Annotated in this window: 17 protein-coding genes; 6 read left to right on the top strand and 11 right to left on the bottom strand. The window is 67.2% G+C overall.

Going from position 1 to position 22,065, the window contains the following annotated elements; translation table 11 throughout:
* The first annotated feature begins 68 nt into the window (after positions 1 to 68).
* On the top strand, positions 69 to 2,396 hold the full coding sequence (locus IFS44_RS03060) for a TonB-dependent receptor (protein WP_192097431.1): 2,328 nt from the start codon (positions 69 to 71) through the stop codon (positions 2,394 to 2,396).
* Between the two features lie 37 nt (positions 2,397 to 2,433).
* Here the strand turns inward: IFS44_RS03060 and IFS44_RS03065 are convergent, their stop codons facing one another.
* Positions 2,434 to 3,840: a coniferyl aldehyde dehydrogenase gene (locus tag IFS44_RS03065; RefSeq protein WP_446740836.1), complete on the bottom strand. Its 1,407-nt coding sequence runs from the start codon at positions 3,838 to 3,840 to the stop codon at positions 2,434 to 2,436.
* Positions 3,841 to 3,992: 152 nt separating this feature from the next.
* On the opposite strand from IFS44_RS03065, the gene IFS44_RS03070 reads away from it, so the two are divergent.
* Positions 3,993 to 4,979, top strand: a complete 987-nt coding sequence (locus tag IFS44_RS03070; RefSeq protein ID WP_244649847.1) for an alpha/beta fold hydrolase — start codon at positions 3,993 to 3,995, stop codon at positions 4,977 to 4,979.
* Positions 4,980 to 4,994: 15 nt separating this feature from the next.
* On the opposite strand, the gene IFS44_RS03075 is transcribed toward IFS44_RS03070, so the two are convergent.
* From IFS44_RS03075 to IFS44_RS03085, 3 genes are all read right to left on the bottom strand, one after another.
* Positions 4,995 to 6,635, bottom strand: a complete 1,641-nt coding sequence (locus IFS44_RS03075; RefSeq protein WP_192097434.1) for a Na+/H+ antiporter — start codon at positions 6,633 to 6,635, stop codon at positions 4,995 to 4,997.
* Between the two features lie 77 nt (positions 6,636 to 6,712).
* On the bottom strand, positions 6,713 to 7,327 hold the full coding sequence (locus IFS44_RS03080; RefSeq protein WP_031394397.1) for a response regulator transcription factor: 615 nt from the start codon (positions 7,325 to 7,327) through the stop codon (positions 6,713 to 6,715).
* 19 nt (positions 7,328 to 7,346) lie between these two features.
* On the bottom strand, positions 7,347 to 9,944 hold the full coding sequence (locus tag IFS44_RS03085; protein ID WP_192097435.1) for a PAS domain S-box protein: 2,598 nt from the start codon (positions 9,942 to 9,944) through the stop codon (positions 7,347 to 7,349).
* Between the two features lie 419 nt (positions 9,945 to 10,363).
* On the opposite strand from IFS44_RS03085, the gene IFS44_RS03090 reads away from it, so the two are divergent.
* Complete coding sequence (locus IFS44_RS03090; protein ID WP_192097436.1) at positions 10,364 to 10,960, top strand: hypothetical protein; 597 nt, start codon at positions 10,364 to 10,366, stop codon at positions 10,958 to 10,960.
* 28 nt (positions 10,961 to 10,988) lie between these two features.
* On the opposite strand, the gene IFS44_RS03095 is transcribed toward IFS44_RS03090, so the two are convergent.
* The 4 genes from IFS44_RS03095 to IFS44_RS03110 all read right to left on the bottom strand — a co-directional run bounded on the left by IFS44_RS03095 (position 10,989) and on the right by IFS44_RS03110 (position 14,728).
* Positions 10,989 to 11,699 carry a Crp/Fnr family transcriptional regulator gene (locus IFS44_RS03095; RefSeq protein WP_037529129.1) on the bottom strand — a complete coding sequence of 237 codons (711 nt, stop codon included), beginning with the start codon at positions 11,697 to 11,699 and terminating at the stop codon, positions 10,989 to 10,991.
* 103 nt (positions 11,700 to 11,802) lie between these two features.
* Positions 11,803 to 11,925, bottom strand: a complete 123-nt coding sequence (gene cydX, locus IFS44_RS03100; protein ID WP_031440400.1) for a cytochrome bd-I oxidase subunit CydX — start codon at positions 11,923 to 11,925, stop codon at positions 11,803 to 11,805.
* 28 nt (positions 11,926 to 11,953) lie between these two features.
* Complete coding sequence (gene cydB, locus IFS44_RS03105) at positions 11,954 to 13,093, bottom strand: cytochrome d ubiquinol oxidase subunit II (protein ID WP_192097437.1); 1,140 nt, start codon at positions 13,091 to 13,093, stop codon at positions 11,954 to 11,956.
* A 33-nt stretch (positions 13,094 to 13,126) separates the two neighbouring features.
* Positions 13,127 to 14,728, bottom strand: coding sequence for a cytochrome ubiquinol oxidase subunit I (locus tag IFS44_RS03110; RefSeq protein WP_192097438.1), 1,602 nt, complete (start codon positions 14,726 to 14,728; stop codon positions 13,127 to 13,129).
* A 119-nt stretch (positions 14,729 to 14,847) separates the two neighbouring features.
* On the opposite strand from IFS44_RS03110, the gene cydD reads away from it, so the two are divergent.
* Together cydD and IFS44_RS03120 are read left to right on the top strand one after the other, a co-directional pair.
* Positions 14,848 to 16,575, top strand: coding sequence for a thiol reductant ABC exporter subunit CydD (gene cydD, locus IFS44_RS03115; protein ID WP_192097439.1), 1,728 nt, complete (start codon positions 14,848 to 14,850; stop codon positions 16,573 to 16,575).
* On the top strand, positions 16,572 to 18,230 hold the full coding sequence (locus tag IFS44_RS03120; protein ID WP_192097440.1) for an amino acid ABC transporter ATP-binding/permease protein: 1,659 nt from the start codon (positions 16,572 to 16,574) through the stop codon (positions 18,228 to 18,230). The genes cydD and IFS44_RS03120 overlap by 4 nt, the downstream gene beginning before the upstream one ends.
* Before the next feature lie 23 nt (positions 18,231 to 18,253).
* Here the strand turns inward: IFS44_RS03120 and IFS44_RS03125 are convergent, their stop codons facing one another.
* Together IFS44_RS03125 and IFS44_RS03130 are read right to left on the bottom strand one after the other, a co-directional pair.
* A complete protein-coding gene (locus IFS44_RS03125) occupies positions 18,254 to 18,970 on the bottom strand; it encodes a Crp/Fnr family transcriptional regulator (RefSeq protein WP_192097441.1) in 717 nt (238 codons plus the stop codon).
* Positions 18,960 to 20,279 (bottom strand): radical SAM protein, encoded by a 1,320-nt coding sequence (locus IFS44_RS03130; protein WP_192097442.1) that lies wholly within the window; start codon positions 20,277 to 20,279, stop codon positions 18,960 to 18,962. The genes IFS44_RS03125 and IFS44_RS03130 overlap by 11 nt, the downstream gene beginning before the upstream one ends.
* 126 nt (positions 20,280 to 20,405) lie before the next feature.
* Here IFS44_RS03130 and IFS44_RS03135 point away from each other — a divergent pair, with 126 nt between their 5' ends.
* Entirely contained in the window at positions 20,406 to 21,095 is a 690-nt protein-coding gene (locus IFS44_RS03135) for an OmpW/AlkL family protein (RefSeq protein ID WP_183935735.1), read from the top strand.
* Between the two features lie 41 nt (positions 21,096 to 21,136).
* Here IFS44_RS03135 and IFS44_RS03140 read toward each other — a convergent pair whose 3' ends face one another.
* Positions 21,137 to 22,063 (bottom strand): Gfo/Idh/MocA family protein, encoded by a 927-nt coding sequence (locus IFS44_RS03140; RefSeq protein WP_192097443.1) that lies wholly within the window; start codon positions 22,061 to 22,063, stop codon positions 21,137 to 21,139.
* Between the last annotated feature and the right edge of the window lie 2 nt (positions 22,064 to 22,065).

Below are 22,065 nucleotides of genomic sequence, written 5' to 3' on the forward strand. Positions count from 1 at the left end.
CATCCAGATCTATATACCCATCGGCTGAATGGGATTTAAAAGACGACATCATCTTCGGGAGGGATATCATGATCGATCCACGCCATGTGGCGCTGCTGGCCGGCACCGCGCTTGCGACCCTGGCCGCGCCGGCATTCGCTCAGGACACGGCCGCCGCGCCGACAACCGCGACGCCCAAGGCGGCGACGCCTGCCGCCGACACCGGCGAAGACGTCGTCGTCACCGCGCGCTTTCGCAACGAAAGCCTTCAGTCCGTACCGATCGCGATCACCGCCGTCAGCGGACAGTCGCTTGCCGAACGCCAGTTGAACACCGTCGAGAACATCGCCGCGACGATCCCCGCGGTCGGCTTTCGAAGCGGTGCGTCGAACAAGGACCGGACGATCTTCATTCGCGGCGTCGGCACGATCACCACCTCGCCGGGCGTCGAGCCGTCGGTGTCGACCGTGCTCGACGGCGTCGTCCTCACCCGCCCCGGCCAGTCGACGCTCGATCTGGGCGAAGTCGAGCGGATCGAGGTCCTGCGTGGCCCACAGGGCACGCTGTTCGGCAAGAACGCGTCCGCGGGCGTCGTCAACATCGTCACGCGCAATCCGACCGACGAGTTCCGGATGTTCGGCGAAGCGGGCGTGACGTCGGACGAGGAATACCGGATCAAGGCCGGCATCTCGGGTGCGATCGTGCCCGGCAAGGTCCAGGCGCTGATCGGCGGCCTTTACGACGACTTCAAGGGCAATGTCCGCAACGTCGCCCGCAACGACGACGTCAACGGCTATCGGCGCTACGGTGCGCGCGGCAAGCTGGTGATCACGCCGTCGGACGCACTGAAGTTCACGATCATCGGCGACTATCTCAATTCGCACGATACCACCCCGACCAGCGTCTATGCCACCACCAGCCGGACCGCCTACCCCACCGGCACCGTCACCAATTCCCCCGACCTGGCCGCCGCGCTCACGGCAAGCGGCATCGGTGCGAACGCCGGCAACCGCCTGACGAACAACGATACGATCACCGACGTGCGTGACGAGAATTACGGCGGCTCGTTCACGGGCGACCTCACGCTCGGCGACTATCACCTCACCTCGATCACCGGTTGGCGGCAGTGGCTGAACACGCAGCGTCAGGATTATGACAGCGTCGCCGCGCTTTCGACCGCCTTCCCGTCCGGCCAGGATACGGGGCGGGTGAACACCAAGCAGTTCTCGGAGGAGCTGCGGCTCACATCGCCCAAGGGCGGGCTGATCGATTACGTGCTCGGCGCCTATTATCTCCACGCCACCACCGACGAGACCTATCAGCGGACGCTGACGTCGCTCGCCGCTGGTGGTGCGCGCAGCACGACGACGGGTGTCGCGAACTACGGCATCACCAACAACAATTTCGCGTTGTTCGGCGAGGCCAACGTCAATTTCACCCCGCGCTTCCGTGGTATCGCGGGCTATCGTTCGACCTGGGACAGCCTCGATTTCTACCATGTCCGCACGTCGAGCGCGGATCCGCTCAATACCGGTGCAGCGGCGCTCGATCGACCCGGCGTGCGCGCCTATCACAATGCCAGCGACGGGCTCGATCGGCGTGGCGACAGCTACCGGCTCGGTCTCCAATATGATCTCGGCGATCATGCGCAGACCTATTTCACCTATTCGCGCGGCTATAAGGGGTCGGCGTATAACGTGTATTTCAACATGCGGTCGCTCAACGCCACAACGCCGCTCGACGAGGTCCCGCTGAGCCCCGAGACGTCGAACTCCTACGAAGTCGGGTTGAAGGGCAGCACCGCAGACCGTGCACTGAGCTACAGCCTGGCCGCGTTCACGACGAACTTCGACGGGTATCAGGCCAGCTTTAACGACGTCGTCGCGGGCGCGCAGGTCAGCCGCCTGATCAACGCCGGCTCGGTGCGGTCGCGCGGGGCGGAGGCGGACGTGACGCTGCGCCCGACCAAGGGCCTGACGCTCGACATCTCGGCCGCCTATACCGACGCCACGGTGCGCAATTTCCTCTGCCCGCCGGGTGCGCCGACGAGCTGCAACATCGACGGCCAGCCACTCCCCTATGCCCCCAAGATCAAGCTCTATGAGAATGCGGCCTATCGCTTCGCGCTCAGCGACACGCTCGCGCTCGAACTGCAGAGCGACGTGACGTTCAGCAGCAAGGTGCAATATGCACTGGCGCAGACACCGAGCACGGTGCAGCCCGCCTATGCGATCTGGAATGCGAGCGTCGCCCTGCTCAGCGACCAGTCGGGCTGGCAGCTGCGCGCCTATGTGAAGAACCTGACGAACACCTCCTATTCGTCATTCCTGACCGCGGGGACGTTCGCAGGGACGGTCCGGTTCGTCCCGCGTGACGACCAGCGCTACGCCGGGCTGCTGCTGCGCAAGGACTTCTGACCGCCGGCGGGCGCGGTGGGTCGGTTGGACGCGCGGTTCATCCGATCAGCCGCGCGGCGGCCTTGCGCGCGGTTGCACCATAGGGGGGCTTCAGGCCAGCCAGTTTGGCGACGTCGAACCGCGCCTGCCGGAAGACCGCGCGGGCATGGCTGAACGTGCGGAACCCGTCTGCGCCGTGATAGGCGCCCATGCCCGACGGGCCGATGCCGCCGAACGGCAGATCCTCCATCGAGACGTGGAGGATCACGTCGTCGAGGCTGACGCCACCCGACACGGTTCGATCGAGCAACCGGCGACGCTCGCCCGCATCGCTGCCGAAGTGGTAGAGGGCGAGCGGCCGGTCGCGGCGATTGATCTGGCCGATCGCGTCGTCGATATCGTCATAGCGACGGATCGGCAGGACCGGACCGAATATCTCCTCCTGCATCACGATCATGTCATCGGTCGCGTCGCGGACGATGTGCAGCGGCATCTTGCGCGTATTCGCACCGCTCAGGTCCTTGCCCGCCGGATTGACGATCTCGACCCGCGCGCCCTTGGTTCGGGCATCGTCGAGCCAGTCGTTCAACCGCGCCATGTGACGGTCGCTGACCAGCGACGTATAGTCCGGGTTGTCGAGCAATGTCGGATACATCGCGCTCGCCGCCGCGGTCAGCCCGGCCACAACCGCAGCCTCGTCGGCGTCGCGGACCAGCATGTAATCGGGCGCGAGACAGATCTGGCCGGCATTCAGCATCTTGCCGAGCGCAACCCGCTCGGTCGCGCGCGCGATATCCGTGCCCTTGCCGATCACCACTGGCGACTTGCCGCCCAGCTCCAATGTCACGGGGACGAGATTGTCAGCGGCAGCGTGGAGGATATGGCGCCCGATCCCTGTCGCGCCGGTGAAGAGCAGATGGTCGAACGGCAGTCTGGCAAACGCCTTGCCGACCTCCGGACCGCCCCCGACAAAGGCCAGTTCGTCCGCCGCGAAATACCGCCCGACCAAGTCCTCAAACAGCGCACCCGTGACCGGGGTATATTCGCTGGTCTTGACGATCGCGCGGTTGCCGGCCGCGAAGATGCCGGCAAGCGGCGCCATGATGAGGTTGACCGGGAAGTTCCACGGCGCGATCACCCCGACCACGCCCTTGGGCTGATATTCAACCCAGGCCTTCGCGCCGAGCAGCCCGAGCGGGAACTGCACCGCACGCCGCTCCGGTTTCGCCCAGCGGTCGAGATGCTTGATCGCATGGGTGATCGGCGCAATCGATCCGGCGATGTCGGTGATCATCGACTGCTCGCGGCTCCGGTGACCGAAATCCACCGACAGTGCATCGCAGAACCGTGTGGCGGACTCGCGGATCATCGCCGCGGCCCGTTTCAGCCGGTCCTTGCGGACCGACAGCGGCTCGGGCATCGCCGCCATCGATGCCGCGCGCTGCGCCGCCAGGATCGCCATCATGTCGGTCATCACCATCTCCCATCCGGCGCACCCGCCCGGCCCGGTTCCAATACCAGCGTCATGCCGCCTGCGCCTGCCGCTTCGCAAGCGGGTTGCATACCGGCCTCGCGGAGGCTTGGCGTGACCTGTCGGCGCAATCTATGTGTCGGCGGATGACGCATATGAATGAGAACGACCATGCGGCCTCCACGCCGCCTCGCCATCCGGCCGCGCGTGCAGCCGGTCTCGCGCTCAGTGTGGTGGCCGGTCTTGCGCTGTTCGCCAGGCTCGCGGCGAACCGCGTGGAACGCCGCGTGCCCGCCGACGGCAGGTTCATCGAGATCGACGGGCGACGCATGCATTATCTCGAACGCGGTACGGGCCCGGCGATCGTGATGATCCACGGGCTTGGCGGGCAGATGCGCAACTTCGGCTATGCGTTGCTCGACCGACTAAGTGCGGATCACCGCGTGATCCTGATCGACCGCCCCGGCTCCGGCTATTCGGCGCCGATCGCGCAGGCCAATATCCGTGCACAAGCCGCGCATGTCGCGGCGTTCATCACCGCGATGGGGCTCGACCGGCCGCTCGTCGTCGGCCACTCGCTGGGCGGCGCGATCGCGCTCGCGCTTGCGCTCGATCATCCGCAGCAGGTCGGCGGGCTCGCGCTGATCGCACCCTTGACCCAGCCGCTCGCCACCGTGCCGCAGATCGTCGCGACGCGCGCCATCGGTACGCGCGCGATGCGCAGCGCGCTGGCATGGACGGTCGCCACGCCCGCGGCGCTGCTCGCGCGACCCAGCGGCGCGCGCATGGTCTTCGCACCCGATCCGGTACCCGACGATTTCGCGACACGCGGCGGCGGCGCGCTGATCGGTCGTCCATCGGCCTTTGCCGGAGCGGCGGCAGATCTCGCCGCGGCAAATGCCAATCTGCCGGCGATGGTCGCGCGCTATCCCTCACTGTCCGTTCCGACCGCGATCCTGTTCGGACGCGACGACGCGGTGCTCGATCCGTTGGCGCACGGCCGGGGCCTCGCCAACGCCTGTCCCGCCGCGGCGCTCACGCTGGTCGCGGGCGGCCACATGATCCCCGTGACCCGGCCCGACGATGTGGCGGCATGGCTTTCCACGCTGACCAAGCCGGGAGCCCCCGTCTAAGGCCCTCGCAAACCGTCAGCTGCGATACCGGGCTTCGACGAGATCAAGCTCTCGGACCAGCTTGCGGATCGTCGCACTGCCGATCCGGCGATCGCGCGCGAGATCGACGATCGTGCTGCGTTCCGCCTGGAGCGCGACGAGCTTGAAGTCGCGCTCGATCCGGTCCTGCACCCGCGCGGCCGCGGACGCCTTGGCAGAACCGCTGCGGCTGTCGATCCGGTCGCGATAGATGTCCATCACCCGGCCACCCGCCGCCGCATAGAAATCGCCGTCGCCCATCCGTTCGGCCAGCTCATGCTGCGACCGCTCGACCGCGCGGATCGCCGCTTCCGCCGCCGCGACCCGCGCCGCATCCTCTTCCGCCAGCAACGACGGCTCGGGCGGCATCGTCAGGCCGTTGAGGAGGATCGGCAAGCCGACGCTCGCCAGCACCAGCGACACGATGATCACCCCTGCGGCGAGGAATATGGCGAGGTCGCGCGCCGGAAACGCGGTGCCGTCGTCGAGCATCAGCGGGATCGTCAGGACACCTGCCAGCGTGATCGCCCCGCGAACACCCGCCAGCGACATCGCCGCGACCAGCCGCCAGTCCGGGCTGTGGACCGTCACCCCGTCGCGATAGCGTCGGCGCAGCAGCGTCAGCCGCAACGAAACCCAGACCCAGACGAACCGCAGGGCGGCAAGCCCGGCGACGATCGCGAGGACATAGGCAGCTAGCCAGACAGTGCTGTCATGCCCCGTCATCTTGACCGTCGTCCTGGCACCCGCAAGGATCGCCGGCAGCTGTTCGCCGAGCAGCACGAAGATGATACCGTTGAGCGCGAACTGGATCGTGTCCCACACCGAGTTGCGCCGCATCCGCGTATTGGGCAGCGCCTGACGCGATATCTCGGCATAGGTCATCGTCACGCCCGCCGCGACGGCCGCGAGGATCCCCGACGCGTGAAGATGTTCGGCGAGCAGATAGGAACCGAACGGAATCAGCAGGCTGACAAGGATCTGCGACCCCGATTCCTCACCGAACCGCCGCGATACCCAGGCTTTGGCGCGCGTGACCGCGAGCGTCAGGCCGACGCCCACGACGATCCCTGCGCCGGCCACCCAGACGAAGTTGATTGCGGCGGAGGACGGCGAGAAGGATCCGGTCAGCGCCGCGGCGATCGCGAAGCGCAGACAGACGAGGCCCGACGCATCATTCAGCAGCGATTCCCCTTCAAGGATGTGCATCATCCGCTTCGGGATCGGGACGCGTGCGGCGATCGCCGAGACTGCGATCGGATCGGTCGGCGACACCACCGCAGCCAGCGCGAACGCCACGGCGAGCGGCATGGCCGGGATCATCCAGTGGATGAACAGTCCCATGCCGATCACGGTGATCAGGACCAGCCCCAGCGCCAGTTCGACCACGGTCGAAATGTCCTTGAGCAGCTCGTCTTTGGGGATCCGCCAGCCATCGAGGAACAACAACGGTGGCAGGAACAGCAGCAGGAAGAGTTCGGGATCGAGCGCGACCCGGTACGACGTCGACAAACCGATGACCGCACCGAGCATGATCTGCACCAGAGGCGTCGGCACCGGCACGGGGAGCATTCGCGAAATGGACCCGCTCAGGACGACCGCGAGCAGGAGGAACAGAACGATCGATACAGCTTCCAAAAGATACTCCCGCGTGGCGTCGGATCCTTCCTAACCGGCAGGCGCCACAAACGACACCCCCTTGGACCGCACGATCGTCAGTCGACCGTCACGAGGCCGGCGGCAAAGGCGATCCGAAGCGCCTCAGACAGGCTCCGCACGCCGAGCTTGTCCATCAGATTGGCACGGTAGATCTCGACGGTACGCGGGCTCAGGCTCAGCGCATGCGCGATCACCTTGTTCGGCTGGCCGTCGATCAGTCCCATCAGCACGTCGGTCTCGCGCATCGAGAGCCGCGCGATCCGCTGACGCGCCGCCTGGGTCCGGTCCGCGGCCGCGGTTTCGGTTTCGAGCCGCGCAAAACCTTCGTCGACCGTGCGCAGCAGGATGTGCGGATCGCACGGCTTCTCCAGAAACTCGAGCGCGCCCGCCTTCATCGCCTCGACGGCGAGTTGCACGTCGCCCTGCCCGGTCAGGATGATCGGCGCAAAATGCGGTGCGAACGGCACAAGCTTTCGCAACACCTCGAGCCCGGTGGTTCCGGGCATGTGATGGTCGAGCAGCACGATACCCGGGTCGAGGCTGCTGAGTTCGTCCAGAAACGCATCCCCGGAGCGAAAGCCGCGAATCAGCAGGTTCGGACGGGTCGACAGCAGCCCCTGCACCGATGCACGGACGGCGTCGTCATCGTCGACGACATAGACGGTACGCATCCAGACATCCTTTCACGGCTTATTCCAAACAGACATGCGGCACGGTGAAGCGAAAGCAGGCGCCACCGCCCGGGGCGTTGAAGCCGACTAGCTCCCCGCCATGCGCTTCGACGATGCGGCGGCAGATCGACAGGCCGAAGCCCATGCCCCCCTCCCCCTTCGATGACGTGAAGGGCGTGAACATCCGCGACAGGATCGCATCGGGCAAGCCGGGACCATTGTCGCAGATGCTGATCTCGACGAGCGCCGCTTTGTTCAACCGCGCCTCGATGAGGACGCCGCGCGCGCCGTCGGGCGATGTCGCCAATGCTTCGAACGCGTTGCGGAGCAGGTTGACGACCACCTGCTGCACCTGGATCCGATCCGCGAGCATGAAGTCGGCGTCGGGGGACAGCGAGAAGCTCAGCTCGATATCGGCATGCTGTCCGCCGGACGTCAGCAACGTGACGGCCTCACGCAGTGTCGCCTCCACGGGCTCGATCCGCATCTCGGACTCGCGCTTGGCGATGAACTCGCGAAGCCGGTGGATGATGTCTCCTGCCCGCAGGGCCTGCGTGTTCGCTGATATCAACGTGGCCTTGAGCCGGTCGCCATCCATGCCGGCGCCGCTGTCGAGGAGCAATTCGGCGGTCGTGACGAAGTTCGCGATCGCAGCGAGCGGCTGGTTGAGTTCATGCGCGAGCGCCGCAGCCATTTCGCCGACCGCGTTCAACCGGATGACCTGCATCAATTCCCGCCGGACGAGGCTCAGCCGCTCTTCCGCGGCGATCCGTTCCGAAATGTCACGGACGAACCCCGTCAGCACGCGTTCGCCGTCGACCAGCGCTTCGCCGACATGCAGCTCTACCGGGAAGCTGCTCCCGTCCGCGCGCCGCGCGGTGGTGAGCCGGCCATGACCAACGCCACGCCGATCGCCCGAGGCCGGATAACGCCGTAAATACCCCTGCTGCCACGCCTCACGCTCGCCCGGGATCAGGGTCTGCACGTTCAATCCGATCGCCTCGGCGGCGCTATAGCCGAAGATGAGTTCGGCGGCGGCGCTGAAGGAGCGGATGGCGCCGGCCTCGTCGATGACGATCATCGCGTCGGGCACGGTTTCAAGAATTGACCGCAGCTGCGCCTCGCGCACCCGAAGTGCGGCCTCGCGCTCTTCGTGCCGCGTGATGTCGAGCGTGATCCCCGTCGTCCGGATCATGACGCCGGCCTGATCATAGAAGCACCGGGCAGAGCCCTCGAGAAAGCGCTGCGTGCCGTTGGGCAATCTGAGCCGATAGGTGAAGCTGATGCGGGGTGCGCGCTTGCCGACGGTTTCCGCGATCGTACGTTCGACCTCCGCCAGATCGTCCGGATCGATCAGCGCCGCCCAGCTCGGATAATCGTGCAGGCTTCCCGCCGGCAGCCCAAGACGCTGCTCGGACCCTGCGGTCCAGGTCAGTGCCCCGGTCGCCACCTCCCATTCGAAGACCCCGACCTCGTGCGCGCTGCTGGCGAGCGCGAGACGCTCCTCGCTCTTGCGCAGCGCGGCCTCGATCTTGAGCCGGGTGCTGATATCGGTCATCGACAGGACGAGAGCCGGCGCACGGGCTAGCTTCTCGACCCTGCGCGCCTGCTCGATCACGTGAACCGCGCTGCCGTCGCGGCGGCGCTCGATCAGTTCGCGCTCGCCATCGGCATGCGGGCAGCCTGTCGCCAAGCTGCCGTCGGCGGTGCACGACGCGAGCAATACATGCTTCTGCCTGCCGAGCGCCTCGTGCGCACGCCAACCGTATAATTCCTCGCACCCGCGCGACCAGTGGATGATCCGGTCATCGGTGTCGACCAGCGCCATAGGTGCGGCGTTCAATGCCTCGGTCAGCTCGGACAACGCGGCGCGATGCCGCGCTCCGCTCCGCACCGTCCAGGTGACGAGCGCGCTGACCACCACGAAATTCAGCGTGACGGTCAGCAGTTCGCCCCAGACCGCAGACACCCCGGCAAGCTCGATGCTCGCCATTTCCACGAGCGGCGCTAGCACCGGTACGACCAGCAGCAGAGGCAGAACAAGTCGCAACATGTGCCATTCGGGCGACCAGGCACCGGGCTCGTCCAGAATATCACTTCGCCAGGCAAGTACCGCCAGGGCCAGCAGCATCGCGCCGATCGCGGATGGCAGGGACGTCGACGACAGATGCCACCCGGTCGCATGCAGGGCCGGGAGCATCGGGATCAACAATAAGGCTGTGCTTGCAGTCACCAAACTGCCGCCTGCGAGTGCCGCCGCCAGCCGTCCATAGGAGCGGGTATTTGCCGCGGCTGCGCCGATCGCGACGGGCAATGCGACGAGTATGAGATCGGCGACAATGCCCGGCCCCGTCATCGCGCGATCAAAGGCTGTCCGGACATCGTCCGCAAACAGCCACCCATCGATTCCATGGCTCCCGGCCGGCAGGACCAGTTGGACGAACAGGCGCTCAAGACCAATGGCGATCGGCACGGCGAGCAGCGGCATGGCCCGGCGACTGGAATGTCCGCGTGACAATATCAGGGTCGCCGCCGCCATGCAGGCAAAGGCAATGCAGCCGAACGGCGGCATTGGCTCGACCAAACCGAACGTCGTCAGCACGGGAATCCGCAGCATCCCCCGATCATCGGGACCGTCGCACACGCAAAGACAGCCGCGATGCACAACCCGGCCACAGTACGGCCCGGCTGGCTCATTGTCGAAACAGGATCGTCTTGCGTTGAAGTCTCCATGCTATCCGGCAAGTATATGCCAATACTGTATTATTACCTAGCTCATTGGCGAATATATTGACCCATTATGACGGGCAGTTCCACCATTATGGTCAGCTGTGAAAATGCGTCCATCCCGCGACTTCGGAACGGCGCGGCGACCCGTCCCAGGATAGGCCGGCGCGCCTAAGCATCGGTAAACGTCACCAAATATCAGTTCGCGACTTGGCGCCGCGGTCGCCTCAAACCGGCACCCCGCCCCTTTGACGACGATCAATGCCACGGTTCGCCATAACGGGCAGAGCGATAACCGGAGGAGCCGGCATGACGGACGGGCACGGCACGAAGCAGGACGGCGAGGCGCAGCGCGTCGATCGGGCATCGCGCGACGGCGAGTCGTCCCCGGTTGCAGCGTGTCGTCACTGGCATGTCATCCGCGACGACGATCTTGTGGACCTGTTGTCCGCGCATGCCGATCTGCGCAGCCTGTGCAGCATTCTGGAGCATTGCGCAGACTGCTTGCCCGTCAGACCCTCGGCGCGCGATGCGGACTGGATCTGTGCGCGACTGGCCTTGATGACCGAACGGCGCGACGATGGCCTCGAGCCGACGCTCGACACGCTGTTCCGACGAACCCCGTCACAGCCGCTGATCGGCGTGTTGCTCGATCATGTCGCCGCGCACCGCGCGACCGACGCCGTCTATGCGCAGGATCTCATCGTCGCGCTTGATCCGCGCTCGATCGAAGCCGACCGCTTCGCGCCCGACATGCTCGGCTATATGCTGCGATGTTTCTTCGACGGCTGCCGGCGTGCCACCGACTTCACCGAGCTGGCGATCCTGACCCTGGGGCATGCCCGCCTCACGCGCCCCGCCAGGATGCGGCTGACCGACAGCCTGGCGCGTAGCACTTTACCCTGAGCACAGCCTGCTGTCGCTCCCGGCGTCGCTATGCCGGATCGGCGCGCGCCGCGAGAGCGTCGCGGTCGACAATGGTGATGGCTCGTCCGCCGGGCAAGCCGATGACGCCGCGGGTCTTCAGCTGCGTCATCTGCCGGCTGACGGTCTCGATCGTCAGCCCCAATATGTCGGCGATCTGTCCCCGCGAAAGCGGGAGGTCGAACGTGACCGGCCCGCTGGGCGTTCCCCTGCAACCGGTCGCCGCGGCACGGGTCGCCATATCGACGAGAAACCCTGCGACCTTCTCGCTCGCCGATTTGCGCGCGAGCGTCAGCATGCGCGATCGTGCTTCGTCGAGCGCGGCAAGCGTGCGTTGCAGCAACAGCCGCTCCATCCGCGCATGATCGGTCAGGACGCGCTCGAACGACGCCCGCGGAAAGATGCACACTTCCGCGTCGGTCAGCGCCGACACGCTGAAATCGGCCTGCCCGGGATAGGGCTGCCCGACAAAGTCGGCGGGGTATAGGAGCCCGACGATCTGCTCGCGACCGTCACCGCTCGATGCGACGAGCTTGAGCACGCCCGACAGGAGATTGGCGCACAGGATATTGTCCTCACCCGCCCAGATCAGCGTCTCGCCACGCCGCACGATCCGCCGCCGACCCAGGGTATTGAGCGCATGCAGTTCGCTATTGGTCAGGCTTCCGCAGAGCGACTGATCGCGAACTGCACAGTCGACACAGATGGTTGCAGCAAGCATGACGGCAGATATAGCGCCCGGTCGCCGAATTGACCGCATCAATTCGGCGCCGACTGGTCAATATCGCCGGACGGGCCGGGCAGGATATGTTGCCCGTCACTGTCTACGGCATGTCCGGTACGTCGATCTCGTCATCGGCCGGCAACGAGAATTCATGCCACATGCCGTTCAGCACTCCGAAGCCCAGCGCAAGGCCGAGACCCAATACCCAACTGAAATACCACATTATCTATCGTCCTTGCCGCACGGAGTGATCAGTAGAAATCGGGATTGGTCGCGACCTCGTGCGCGGTGACCCGGCCCCACATCAGCTTGAAGGCCCATGCGGTGTAGGCGAGGACGATCGGCAGGAAGACGGCGGTGACGAACAGCATGATCCCGAGTGTCTTTTCGGACGATGACGCATTCCAGACCGTCAGGCTCGAATGCGCGTCGATGCTGGACGGCAGGATGTAGGGAAACATCGACAGCCCGACGGTCGCGACGATCCCTACCGCCGATGCCGAGGATCCCGCAAATGCCGCACTCTCGATCCGTCGGCGTATGCCAATCAGCGCGACCACCGCGCCGCCGAATCCCAGCAGCGGGGCAATCATCATCCAGGGATGGAGTGCATAGTTCGCCAGCCACGCGCCCGCGGCGATTTCGCTCGTCGTGCGCAGCGGATTGGATGGCCCCGCCGCATCGATGGTCCCGACGATGCGGAACCCGATATCGGTCCAGGCGACGAACGCCCAGCCGGCCGCGAACAGGACCAGCGACAGGATCGCGGCCAACGTCCCGAACCGCGTCGCGCGGTCATGGACGGGGCCATGCTCGACCTTGATCGCCAGCCACGCGCTGCCGTGAAGGACCAGCATCGCGACCGACAACAGGCCGCAGATCAGCGTGAAGGGCGTGAACAGCCCGAAAAAGCTGCCGTCGAAAAAGGCGCGCAGATCGCTGTCCAGCCGGAACGGCGCCCCCGACAGGACATTGCCGACCGCGACCCCGAAAACGAGCGCCGGCACGATGCCCCCGACGAACAGCGCCCAGTCCCATCCGGACCGCCACCGCGGATCCGGCCGCTTCGACCGGTATTTGAACCCGACCGGTCGCAGGATCAGCGCCGCGAGCACGAGGAACATCGCGAGGTAGAAGCCCGAAAAGCTGACCGCATAGACGAACGGCCAGGCGGCAAAGATCGCGCCGCCACCCAGGATGAACCAGACCTGGTTCCCCTCCCAGGTCGGACCGACCGAATTGATCACCATCCGGCGCTCGGAATCGGTCCTTGCGACGAACGGCAGAAGCGTGGCGACCCCGAGGTCGAACCCGTCGGTCAGCGCAAAGGCGATGAGCAACACCCCCATCAGCCCCCACCACAATATGCGCAGCGTCTCATAGTCGAACATCGGATCGTGCCTTTCGGATCAGGCGAAAAGGGGTCAGGCGGGGATCGGGTCAGCAGCAACGGGGCGCGTGGCGGCGCGCCCTGCCGGTCCGGCATCGGGCACCGGATAGGCATCCTCGTCATGCTCGAACGGCCCCTTGCGGATCGTCGCGAGGATCAGGCGGACCTCGATGACCGCGAGCGTCCCGTAGATTGCGGTGAAACCGATGATCGTCGTCCACAGCACACCGCGCGTCAGCGAGGATGCGGCGAGGAAGGTCGGCAGCACACCTTCGATCGCCCAGGGCTGGCGGCCGATCTCGGCGAGCATCCAGCCCAACTCGATCGCAATCCAGGGCAAGGGAATCGCGATCACCGCGAGTTTCAGGAACCACCGCGTCTGCGTGTGCAGGCGGAGCGACGTCAGGACGAACGCCGCACCGAACAGCGCGATCATCAGGACCCCGATCGCGGCCATGATCCGGAAGCTCCAGAACATCAGCGGCACGTTCGGCACCACGTCCCATGCCGTCGTGGCGATCAGCACGGGGCTGGCAGTGCGCGGGTCCGCGACATGCCGCTTCAGCAACAGGGCGTAGCCGAGGTCACGCTTGTGCGCCTCGAACCGTGCTCGTTGTACGACGTTGGCAGGGTCGGTCTTGAGCCGTTCGACCGCGTCATAGGCGACCACGCCCGACGTGATCCGCTCCTGCGCCTTCAGCACCAGTTCGGACATGCCGGTGACGGTGCCGTCGAGGCTGCGCGTCGCGATCAGCCCGAGGACCCAGGGGATCTGGACCTCATACCGGGTTTCACGGGCGGCGACGTCGGGTACGCCGAACAGCGTCAGACCGGCCGGCGCGGGTGCCGTGTGCCAGGCCGCCTCGATCGCGGCGAGCTTCATCTTCTGGTTGTCGGTCAGGGCATAGCCGCTCTCGTCACCCAGCACGACGACCGACAGCGACGCGGCCAGGCCAAAGGCTGCCGCCACCGTCATCGATCGCCGCGCCACGCCCTTGTAGCGGTCGGTGAGCAACCAGAAGGCGCTGATGCCCAGCACGACCACCGCCGCGCAGACATAACCCGCGCTGACCGTGTGGACGAACTTGGCCTGCGCGATCGGGTTGAACAGGACGGCGCCGAAATCGGTCACCTCCATCCGCATCGTTTCCGGATTGAACTTTGCACCAACCGGATTCTGCATCCAGCCGTTCGCGATCAGGATCCACAGCGCGGACAGGTTGGTGCCGAGCGCCACCATCGCCGTGACGAGCAGATGCCCGAGCTTCGACAGCCGCCCCCAGCCGAAGAACATGATGCCGACGAACGTCGCTTCGAGGAAGAACGCCATCAGCCCCTCGATCGCGAGCGGCGCGCCGAATATGTCCCCGACATAATGCGAGAAATACGACCAGTTCGTGCCGAACTGGAATTCCATCGTCAGCCCGGTGGCCACCCCCAGCACGAAGTTGATCGCAAAGATCCGCCCCCAGAAGCGTGTGATCACGCGCCAGATCGGCCGGTTCGTCATGACATAGACCGATTCCATGATGACGAGCATCATCGACAGGCCCAGCGTCAGCGGCACGAAGAGAAAATGATAGAGCGCGGTGAGCGCAAACTGCAGCCGCGACAGGTCGATGACCCCGAGGTCCATGGAACGGTCTCCCCCCCCGGCGAACATGCCGGTTTGGTCGGGGCGTAAGTCGCGCGGCCGGTCAGAACATTGACCGCGGTCAAAGACCGGACGAACGGCAATACGCGACAAGCGCGTCCATGACGGCACTATCTTCGAGCGACCTCGCATCCACCGACCCGACGCCCCGCGCGCGTCGCCAGTGGCTCAAGACCATCGCCCAGGGCGGTCGACGCGGCGATGCGGCGGCGGCTTGGCTCATGCTCGACAGCATTGCCGCAATCGGCTTTGCCGGCGGCCTGGCGGGGGCGATCGTCGCGGTTCCGGCCGGTGCCGCCGCGGTCCTGCCCTGGGTCGCGCTCGTCGTCCTGTCCGGCGGCCTTCGCGGTCTCGTCGTCATGCTCGCGACGCGCACGGGCGCCCGCCAGGCCGAAGACGCGAAGGTGACGCTGCGCCGCCGCATCGTCGCGTCGGCGCTGCACCGCGACCCCGGCGCGCCGACGACCACGGGTGTCCTGATGGCCGCGGTGGTGGACGAGGTGGACGCGCTCGATGGCTATATCGCGCGCTTCCTGCCCGCGCGCAAAGCAGCCGCCATCGCACCCTTCCTGATCCTGCTCGCAACCGCGTTGGCCAGCCCCGTCGCCGCGGGCATCCTGGTCGTGACGCTCATACCGTTCGTCGTCGCGATGGCGCTTGCGGGGGGCGCGGCCGCGGACAAATCCCGGCGCCAGTTCACCGCGCTGGCCCGGCTGACCGGGCGGTTCGCGGATCGGGTCCGCGCACTGCCGGTCGTCCTTGCGTTCGGCGCCGGGGACCGCGAGGCCCGCGCGCTCGGGGTCGCCGCGGACGAACTCGCGGCGCGGACGATGGGCGTGCTGCGCGTCGCCTTCCTGTCCTCGGGCGCGCTGGAGTTCTTCGCCGCACTCTCGGTCGCGCTGGTCGCGGTCTATTGCGGGTTCAACCTGCTCCACCTCCTGCCCTTCCCGGTGCCCGAGCAGCTCGATCTCGGCCGCGCCTTCTTCGTCCTCGCGCTCGCGCCCGAATTCTACGCACCGATGCGACGTCTCGCCGCCGCCTATCACGACAAGCAGGCGGCCGAGACGGCGGCGGATCGCCTGATCGCCCTCCCCGCGCCCGCGCCCGTCTCACCCATGCCTGCGTCGCTACCATCGACGCGGCACGCACTGCGGCTCGAAATGCCCGCTCTTCCCGCACTGGCGTTCAGGTCGGTCGCGATCCGCTATCCCGACGCGGAACGGGACGCCGTGTCCGACCTGTCGTTCGACGTTCCGTCCGGCCGCATCGTCGTGCTGACCGGACCATCGGGCAGCGGCAAGACCAGCGCGCTGCACCTGCTGCTCGGCCTCGCGCCGCTGGTCGCGGGCGATGTCCTGATCGACGGCGAGCGACTCCCACCCGGCGGTTCGCTCGCGCCGCGCGCATCCTGGGCGGGCCAGCATCCGTTGATCATCGCCGGCACGATCCGCGAAAACCTGCGCCTCGCCTGCCCCGACGCCACCGACGATGCGATCGACTGCGCGGTGGTGCAGGCCGGTCTTCGGCCGATGCTGATGGCACGCGGCGGCGGTCGGATGGCGGCCGGTCTCGACACGCGGCTCGATGCGCGCGGCGGCGGGCTGTCCGGTGGCGAGCGGCGGCGGCTTGCCCTGGCGCGTGCCATGCTCAAGCCGGCACCGATCCTGCTGCTCGACGAGCCGACGGCGCATCTCGATTCACTGTCGGAGATCGCGCTGGTGACGACTATCGCGGCGGCCTGTCGCGGCCGGACGACGCTGATTGCGACGCATAGCGACCGCCTGGCCGGCATCGCCGATCATGTGGTCCGGCTTGGAGACCCCGCATGAACGGTCCACTCGACAGGTTGCTCGCGCAGGAGCGAGGTGCGCAGCGCCCAATCCTCGCACGCGCCGCGCTGCTCGCCGCAATCGTTGCGGCAGCGTCGGTCCTGCTGCTCGGGCTGTCGGGCTGGTTCATCACCGCCGCCGCGATCGCCGGTCTGGCGGGCCCGGCGGCAGCGCTCGCGTTCAACTACATGTTGCCGAGCGCGGGAATCCGGCTTCTCGCCATCCTGCGGACCGGCGCACGTTACGGCGAGCGCCTCGCCAGCCACGAGGCGGCGTTCGGCGCGCTCGCGCGGATCCGCCCGGCCATCTTCCGCGCGCTCGCAGCACAGCCCGCTGGGACCGCGCTCGCCTTCGGGACGGGCGAGGCGACCGCCCGGCTGATCGGCGACGTCGATGCGATGGAGATGCAGTTCGTACGCCAGTCCGCGCCCTGGGGCGTCGCCGCGGCGCTGATCACGGGGCTTGGGCTCGTATCGCTGGGCAGCGTCGCAGCCTCGATCGCCACCGCCTGTTGCATGGCGGTGCTCCTCATCGTTGCCGACCGGCTTGCCCGTCGTAGCGCGCCGCTCGGCCAGGCGGTGCAATATGCTGCCGGGGCACTTCGCGAGACGTTCGCAGGCCTTGCCGATGCCGCCCCCGAACTGCGATGCTTCGGGCTCGAGCCCTGGGCCGCTGCGCAGGTCGACGATCGAAGCCGTGCGCTCGCCGCCGCGCAGCGTGCGCAGGCAGAAGCCGCCGGATGGCTGGACCTGCTGCACGCGACGGCCGTCGGTATCGCCGCCGCCGGCGCCGCGATCCTGTCGGCCGGATCGGGGGCGCCACGGGCTGCGCTGGCGGCGCTGGCAGCGGCGATGACGATCGATGCGGGCACGCCGGTGTTGCGCGCGATGATCGAGCGGGGCCGCATGCGCGCGGCACGCGACCGGCTCGACGATATCCTGGAAACGCACGAGAGCGCAGAGACTTACCTGGAGAATGCATCTTCGCTTGCTTTGCCGAACACGGCCGGTCCTAGCCGTAGCGCACTGCACTTCGTCCTGCCGGCGGGGACGTGTCACGTGCAGCACGGCGATCGGGTCGCGCTGACCGGCCCCTCGGGGATCGGCAAGACGACGCTCGTGGAAAAGATGCTGTCGTTGCGGTCGAGCGCGCCTGGCGATATCTGGCTGGACGGAGATGATATCGGCCTGATCCCGGCAGAGATATCGCGGCGGAGCTTCGCCTGGGCACCACAGGATGCCGCGCTGCTGTCGGGAACGGTGCGCGACAATCTAATGCTGGCCAACCCGGATGCCGACGATGCGACCCTGTGGCGGGCGCTGCACGACGCGGTGCTCGACGGTCGGGTTCGCGCGCTCGATCACGGACTCGACGCGTGGGTCGGTGAAAACGGCGCACGGCTGTCGGGCGGGGAGCGGCGCCGTCTCGCGGTGGCGCGCGCCTATTGCTCGCTCGCGCCATGGCTCGTGCTCGACGAGCCGAGCGAAGGGCTGGACCGCACGACCGAAAAGCTGCTCGCGGTCCGACTGGCGCAGCGCCTCGACACGACCGGACAGGGGCTGATCCTTGTGAGCCACCGCCCGGCGCTCGTCGCCCTCTGCCCGCGGCGTTTCGACCTGACACAGGCAAGATCGGACCGGCGCAGCGCCGCCTAGTACCAAATCTCGGGGGCTGTCGCTCAGCCTGCCGCGGCCCGCGCGAGCAGCGCCCGATCGAGGATGATGACGCCGCGCCCGCCCGGCAGGGCAACGACCTCGCGGCGCTTCAGGGACGTCATCTGCCGGCTGACGGTCTCGATCGTCATCCCCAGCAGTGCGCCGACCTCCGACCGGCTCATCGGCAGGTCGAAGCGGGCCGGGCCCGGCTGACCCATCCGCCGTGCCATTTCCAGCAGGAACGTGGCGATCCGCGCGCCTGCGGCCTTGCGTCCCAGCATCAGCATCCACATCCGCGCATCGTCGAGCGCACCGAGCGCGCGGTGCAGCAACAGGCGTTCCATCGCCGGATGCGCGTCGAGCATGTTTTGCAGCGCCGCGCGCGGGTACACGCACAGCTCCGCATCGGTGATCACCCGGATCGTCTCGTTCGCGGTGTCGGCAAACAGGTCGCCGACGAAATCTCCGGCAAAGGCGAGGCCGACAATGTGTTCGTGACCCTGGGGCCCCGTGCGCATCGCCTTGAGCACGCCCGACACGACGGTGGCGCAAATCGCGTTCGGATCCCCGCTCCAGACCAGCACCTGCCCTGCCGGCATCGTCCGCCGTCGGCCGATCCCGTGCAGCGCGACCAGGCCCGCGTCTTCGAGCGTCGCACACAGCGCATCGTCGCGTACGTTGCAGGCGGCACAGCGCGGCGGCAGCGTCACGACCGCCCCGCCAGCCGCGCTAGACCGCATGGCTGAACCGTGCCGAGGCGGTCTGCCGGTACGCGTCCAGCTTGCTCGCAATGACGCGCGCATAGGGAAGCGCGTCTTCGCTCAGGCGCAGCACGCTTCCCTCCCAGGCGATCAGCCCGTACCGTTCGAACGGCGTCAGCCGCATACGGATATCGGCCCCGCCATCCAGTGCGGTCAGGTCGGCCGTGCCCCGGGTCAGGATCGTCTCGATCGCCCGGCCGCGCAGCCTGTCTTCGGGGCTGCGCCGCAGCCCGCGACAGGTTGCAAGGGCTCCGGCATCGATCCGCATGCCGTAGCGCCCCGTATTCTTCTCGGTCTGCAGGATGCGGTCGGGGAAATCGCTGATCGCGCTGGCGCCCAGACCGATCAGGATCTCCGCCGGGTCTTCGGTGAAACCCTGGAAGTTGCGGCGCAGGCCGCCGCTCGCCGCCGCCTGCGCGAGCGCATCGCCCGGTCGGGCGAAATGGTCGAACCCGACCGGATCATAGCCGGCATCGACCAGCATGCGATGCGCCAGGGCCGCCTGCGCAAAGCGCTCCGCCGTCCCCGCCAGCCCGTCCGCGACGATACGTCTCTGGCGCGGTACGAGGTGCGGGACGTGCGCATAGCCGAACACCGCGAGCCGGTCGGGGCCCATCGCGATGCTCTCGACGATGCTGGCCCGCAGGCTCTGCTCGGACTGTCGCGGCAGGCCATACATGAGATCGAAATTGATCGACCCGACACCGGCCTCGCGCAGGAGCGCTGTCGTGCGACGGATATCCTCCGACGGCTGCACGCGCCCGATCGCCGCCTGGACCTGAGGGTCGAGCGTCTGGACGCCGAGGCTGACCCGCGACACCCCTGCCCGCCCGATCGCCCCCGCCCAGTCCCGGTCGAAACCGCGCGGATCGACCTCGACCGATAGTATCGCATCGGTGCAGTCGAACGCCGTCCTGACGCGTTCGACCAGCCGGAGAAAAGCCGCCGGCGGAATCGCGTTCGGACTGCCGCCGCCGAACGCGATCCGTCCCACGCGGATGCCAGTCACCCGCTGCGCGACGAGTGTGATCTCGCGTTCGAGCCGTTCGACATAGGCGGCGAGCCGCGCGGCGCGGTTCGCCGCCCCCGTGTTGCATCCGCAATACCAGCAGATGTCCCGGCAATAGGGGATGTGCAGATACAGCGAAACGACCGTCCCCGGCGCGATCGCTGCCAGCGCCTCCTCCATGTCGACCGGACCGACATCGTCGCCGAATTCGGCAGCGGTCGGATAGCTGGTGTAGCGCGGCACGGGTGTCGCGAGCAGTTCGGGGTGATAGGTCCACATGCGATGATGGGTGCGATGTCCCCTTCGACTGGTCTTTGATCGGCATCAAATCCGCGTTTGGCCGTGATCAACGCCCCCGCCTCGCCGCACGCCTAGCCCGAACGCATCCCAATCAGGAGTCGGGCAATGAAGCATCTTTCCATCGGCGTAGTTCTAGCCGCCGCCGGCCTCGGCATCGCCACGCCGGCCATGGCGCAGGACCCGGCACCGCGCACCGGTATCAAGGCCGGCGACGTCCTCGTCCGCCTGCGCGCGATCCTCGTCGCCCCGAACGAACGCTCGGGCGGGATCCTCCCGACCTTTCCCGGCGAACGCGTCAGCGTCGACAACAGCGCGATGCCCGAGGTCGACGTCACCTATATGGCCACCGACCAGATCGGCTTCGAACTGATCGCCGCGACGACCAAGCACAGCGCCAGCGGGCGTAGCGGGACGACCGGATCGATCGGCAAGCTGGCCTCGACCTGGGTGCTGCCCCCGACGCTGACCGCGCAATATCACCTCAACCCACGCGGCTCGATCCGTCCCTATGTCGGGGCCGGGCTGAACTACACGATGTTCTGGAACGAGGATGCCTCGGCGGGTCTCGAAAAGGCGGTCGGGCGGACGCGGGTGCGTATGAAGGACAGCTTTGGCTGGGCGGCGCAGGCCGGGGTCGATGTCGACATCACGCCGAAGGTCTTTCTCAATCTCGACGTCAAATATATCGACATCGACACGAGCGCCCGCCTGCGTACGACGGCAATCGGTACGCAGACCGTGAAGATCAATCTCGATCCGCTCGTCTTCGGCGTCGGTCTCGGCCTGAGGCTTTAACCCACGGCCGAGCAGGACCGCGGGCCATCGCACCCGCGGTCCTAGTCGTCGAACGCCGCGACCGAGACGCGGGTGCCACGCAGGAACGCGTCGGCGACGAGCGTGAAGGGGGTCGTGTCGACCTCGCTGCGCCCGTCACGGACCAGGGCGGCGAAACGCGCGTAGAGCCCGGCATATTCGGCATCGTCATGCTCGCTGCTGCCCTCGGGCAGCGTGAGCACCGCGCCGCCTTTGGCGAGACGGAGCGTGCCGGCGTCGGTGTCGACGACGATGTCCCAGCTTTGCGGGCCGGTCTGACGCCAGTCGAGATCCATCGTGATCGGTGTGCCCGACGCACTGCGGAAAGCGAGATCGGCAGCAATGGGCGCGGCACGATTGGCCGGTGTCGACAGCGTCGCGGACTCGAGGAAGAACGGCTCGGGCAGGATCTCGGTCGCGATCGACAAGGCGTTGATGCCCGGATCGAATACGCCGAGCCCGCCGGGCTCCCAGATCCATGCCTGACCGGGATGCCAGACGCGGACGTCCTCGCGCCAGACGATCGACACGCGGTCGATGCGACGATCGGCCAGCCAGGCCTTGGCGGGCGCGACACCCGCGGCGAACCGCGAATGCCAGCCGGCAAAGAGCGTCGCGCCGGTCTGTGCGGCCTGAGCCTCGAGCGCATCAACCTCGGCGAGTGTCGCGCCCGGCGGCTTTTCGAGGAACACATGCAGGCCCTTATCGAGCGCCATCGCGGCGAGCGAATAGCGCACCTGCGGCGGCGTGCAGAGCGCGATCGCGTCGATCGCCGGACCGTCGGCGAGCAGCGCCTCCAGCGACTTGAAGTTGGCGACGCCCTCGACGCCCGGATCCCGCGGGCTGACGCTGGCGACGAGCTCGAATTCGGTGTTGCCCGCGATCGACGGGAGATGCTGGTCGCGGGCGATCTTGCCCATGCCGACGACGGCGATGCGAATGGCGGCCACGC

Source organism: Sphingomonas sp. CFBP 13706 (assembly GCF_014842355.1).
GTDB lineage: Bacteria > Pseudomonadota > Alphaproteobacteria > Sphingomonadales > Sphingomonadaceae > Sphingomonas > Sphingomonas aerolata.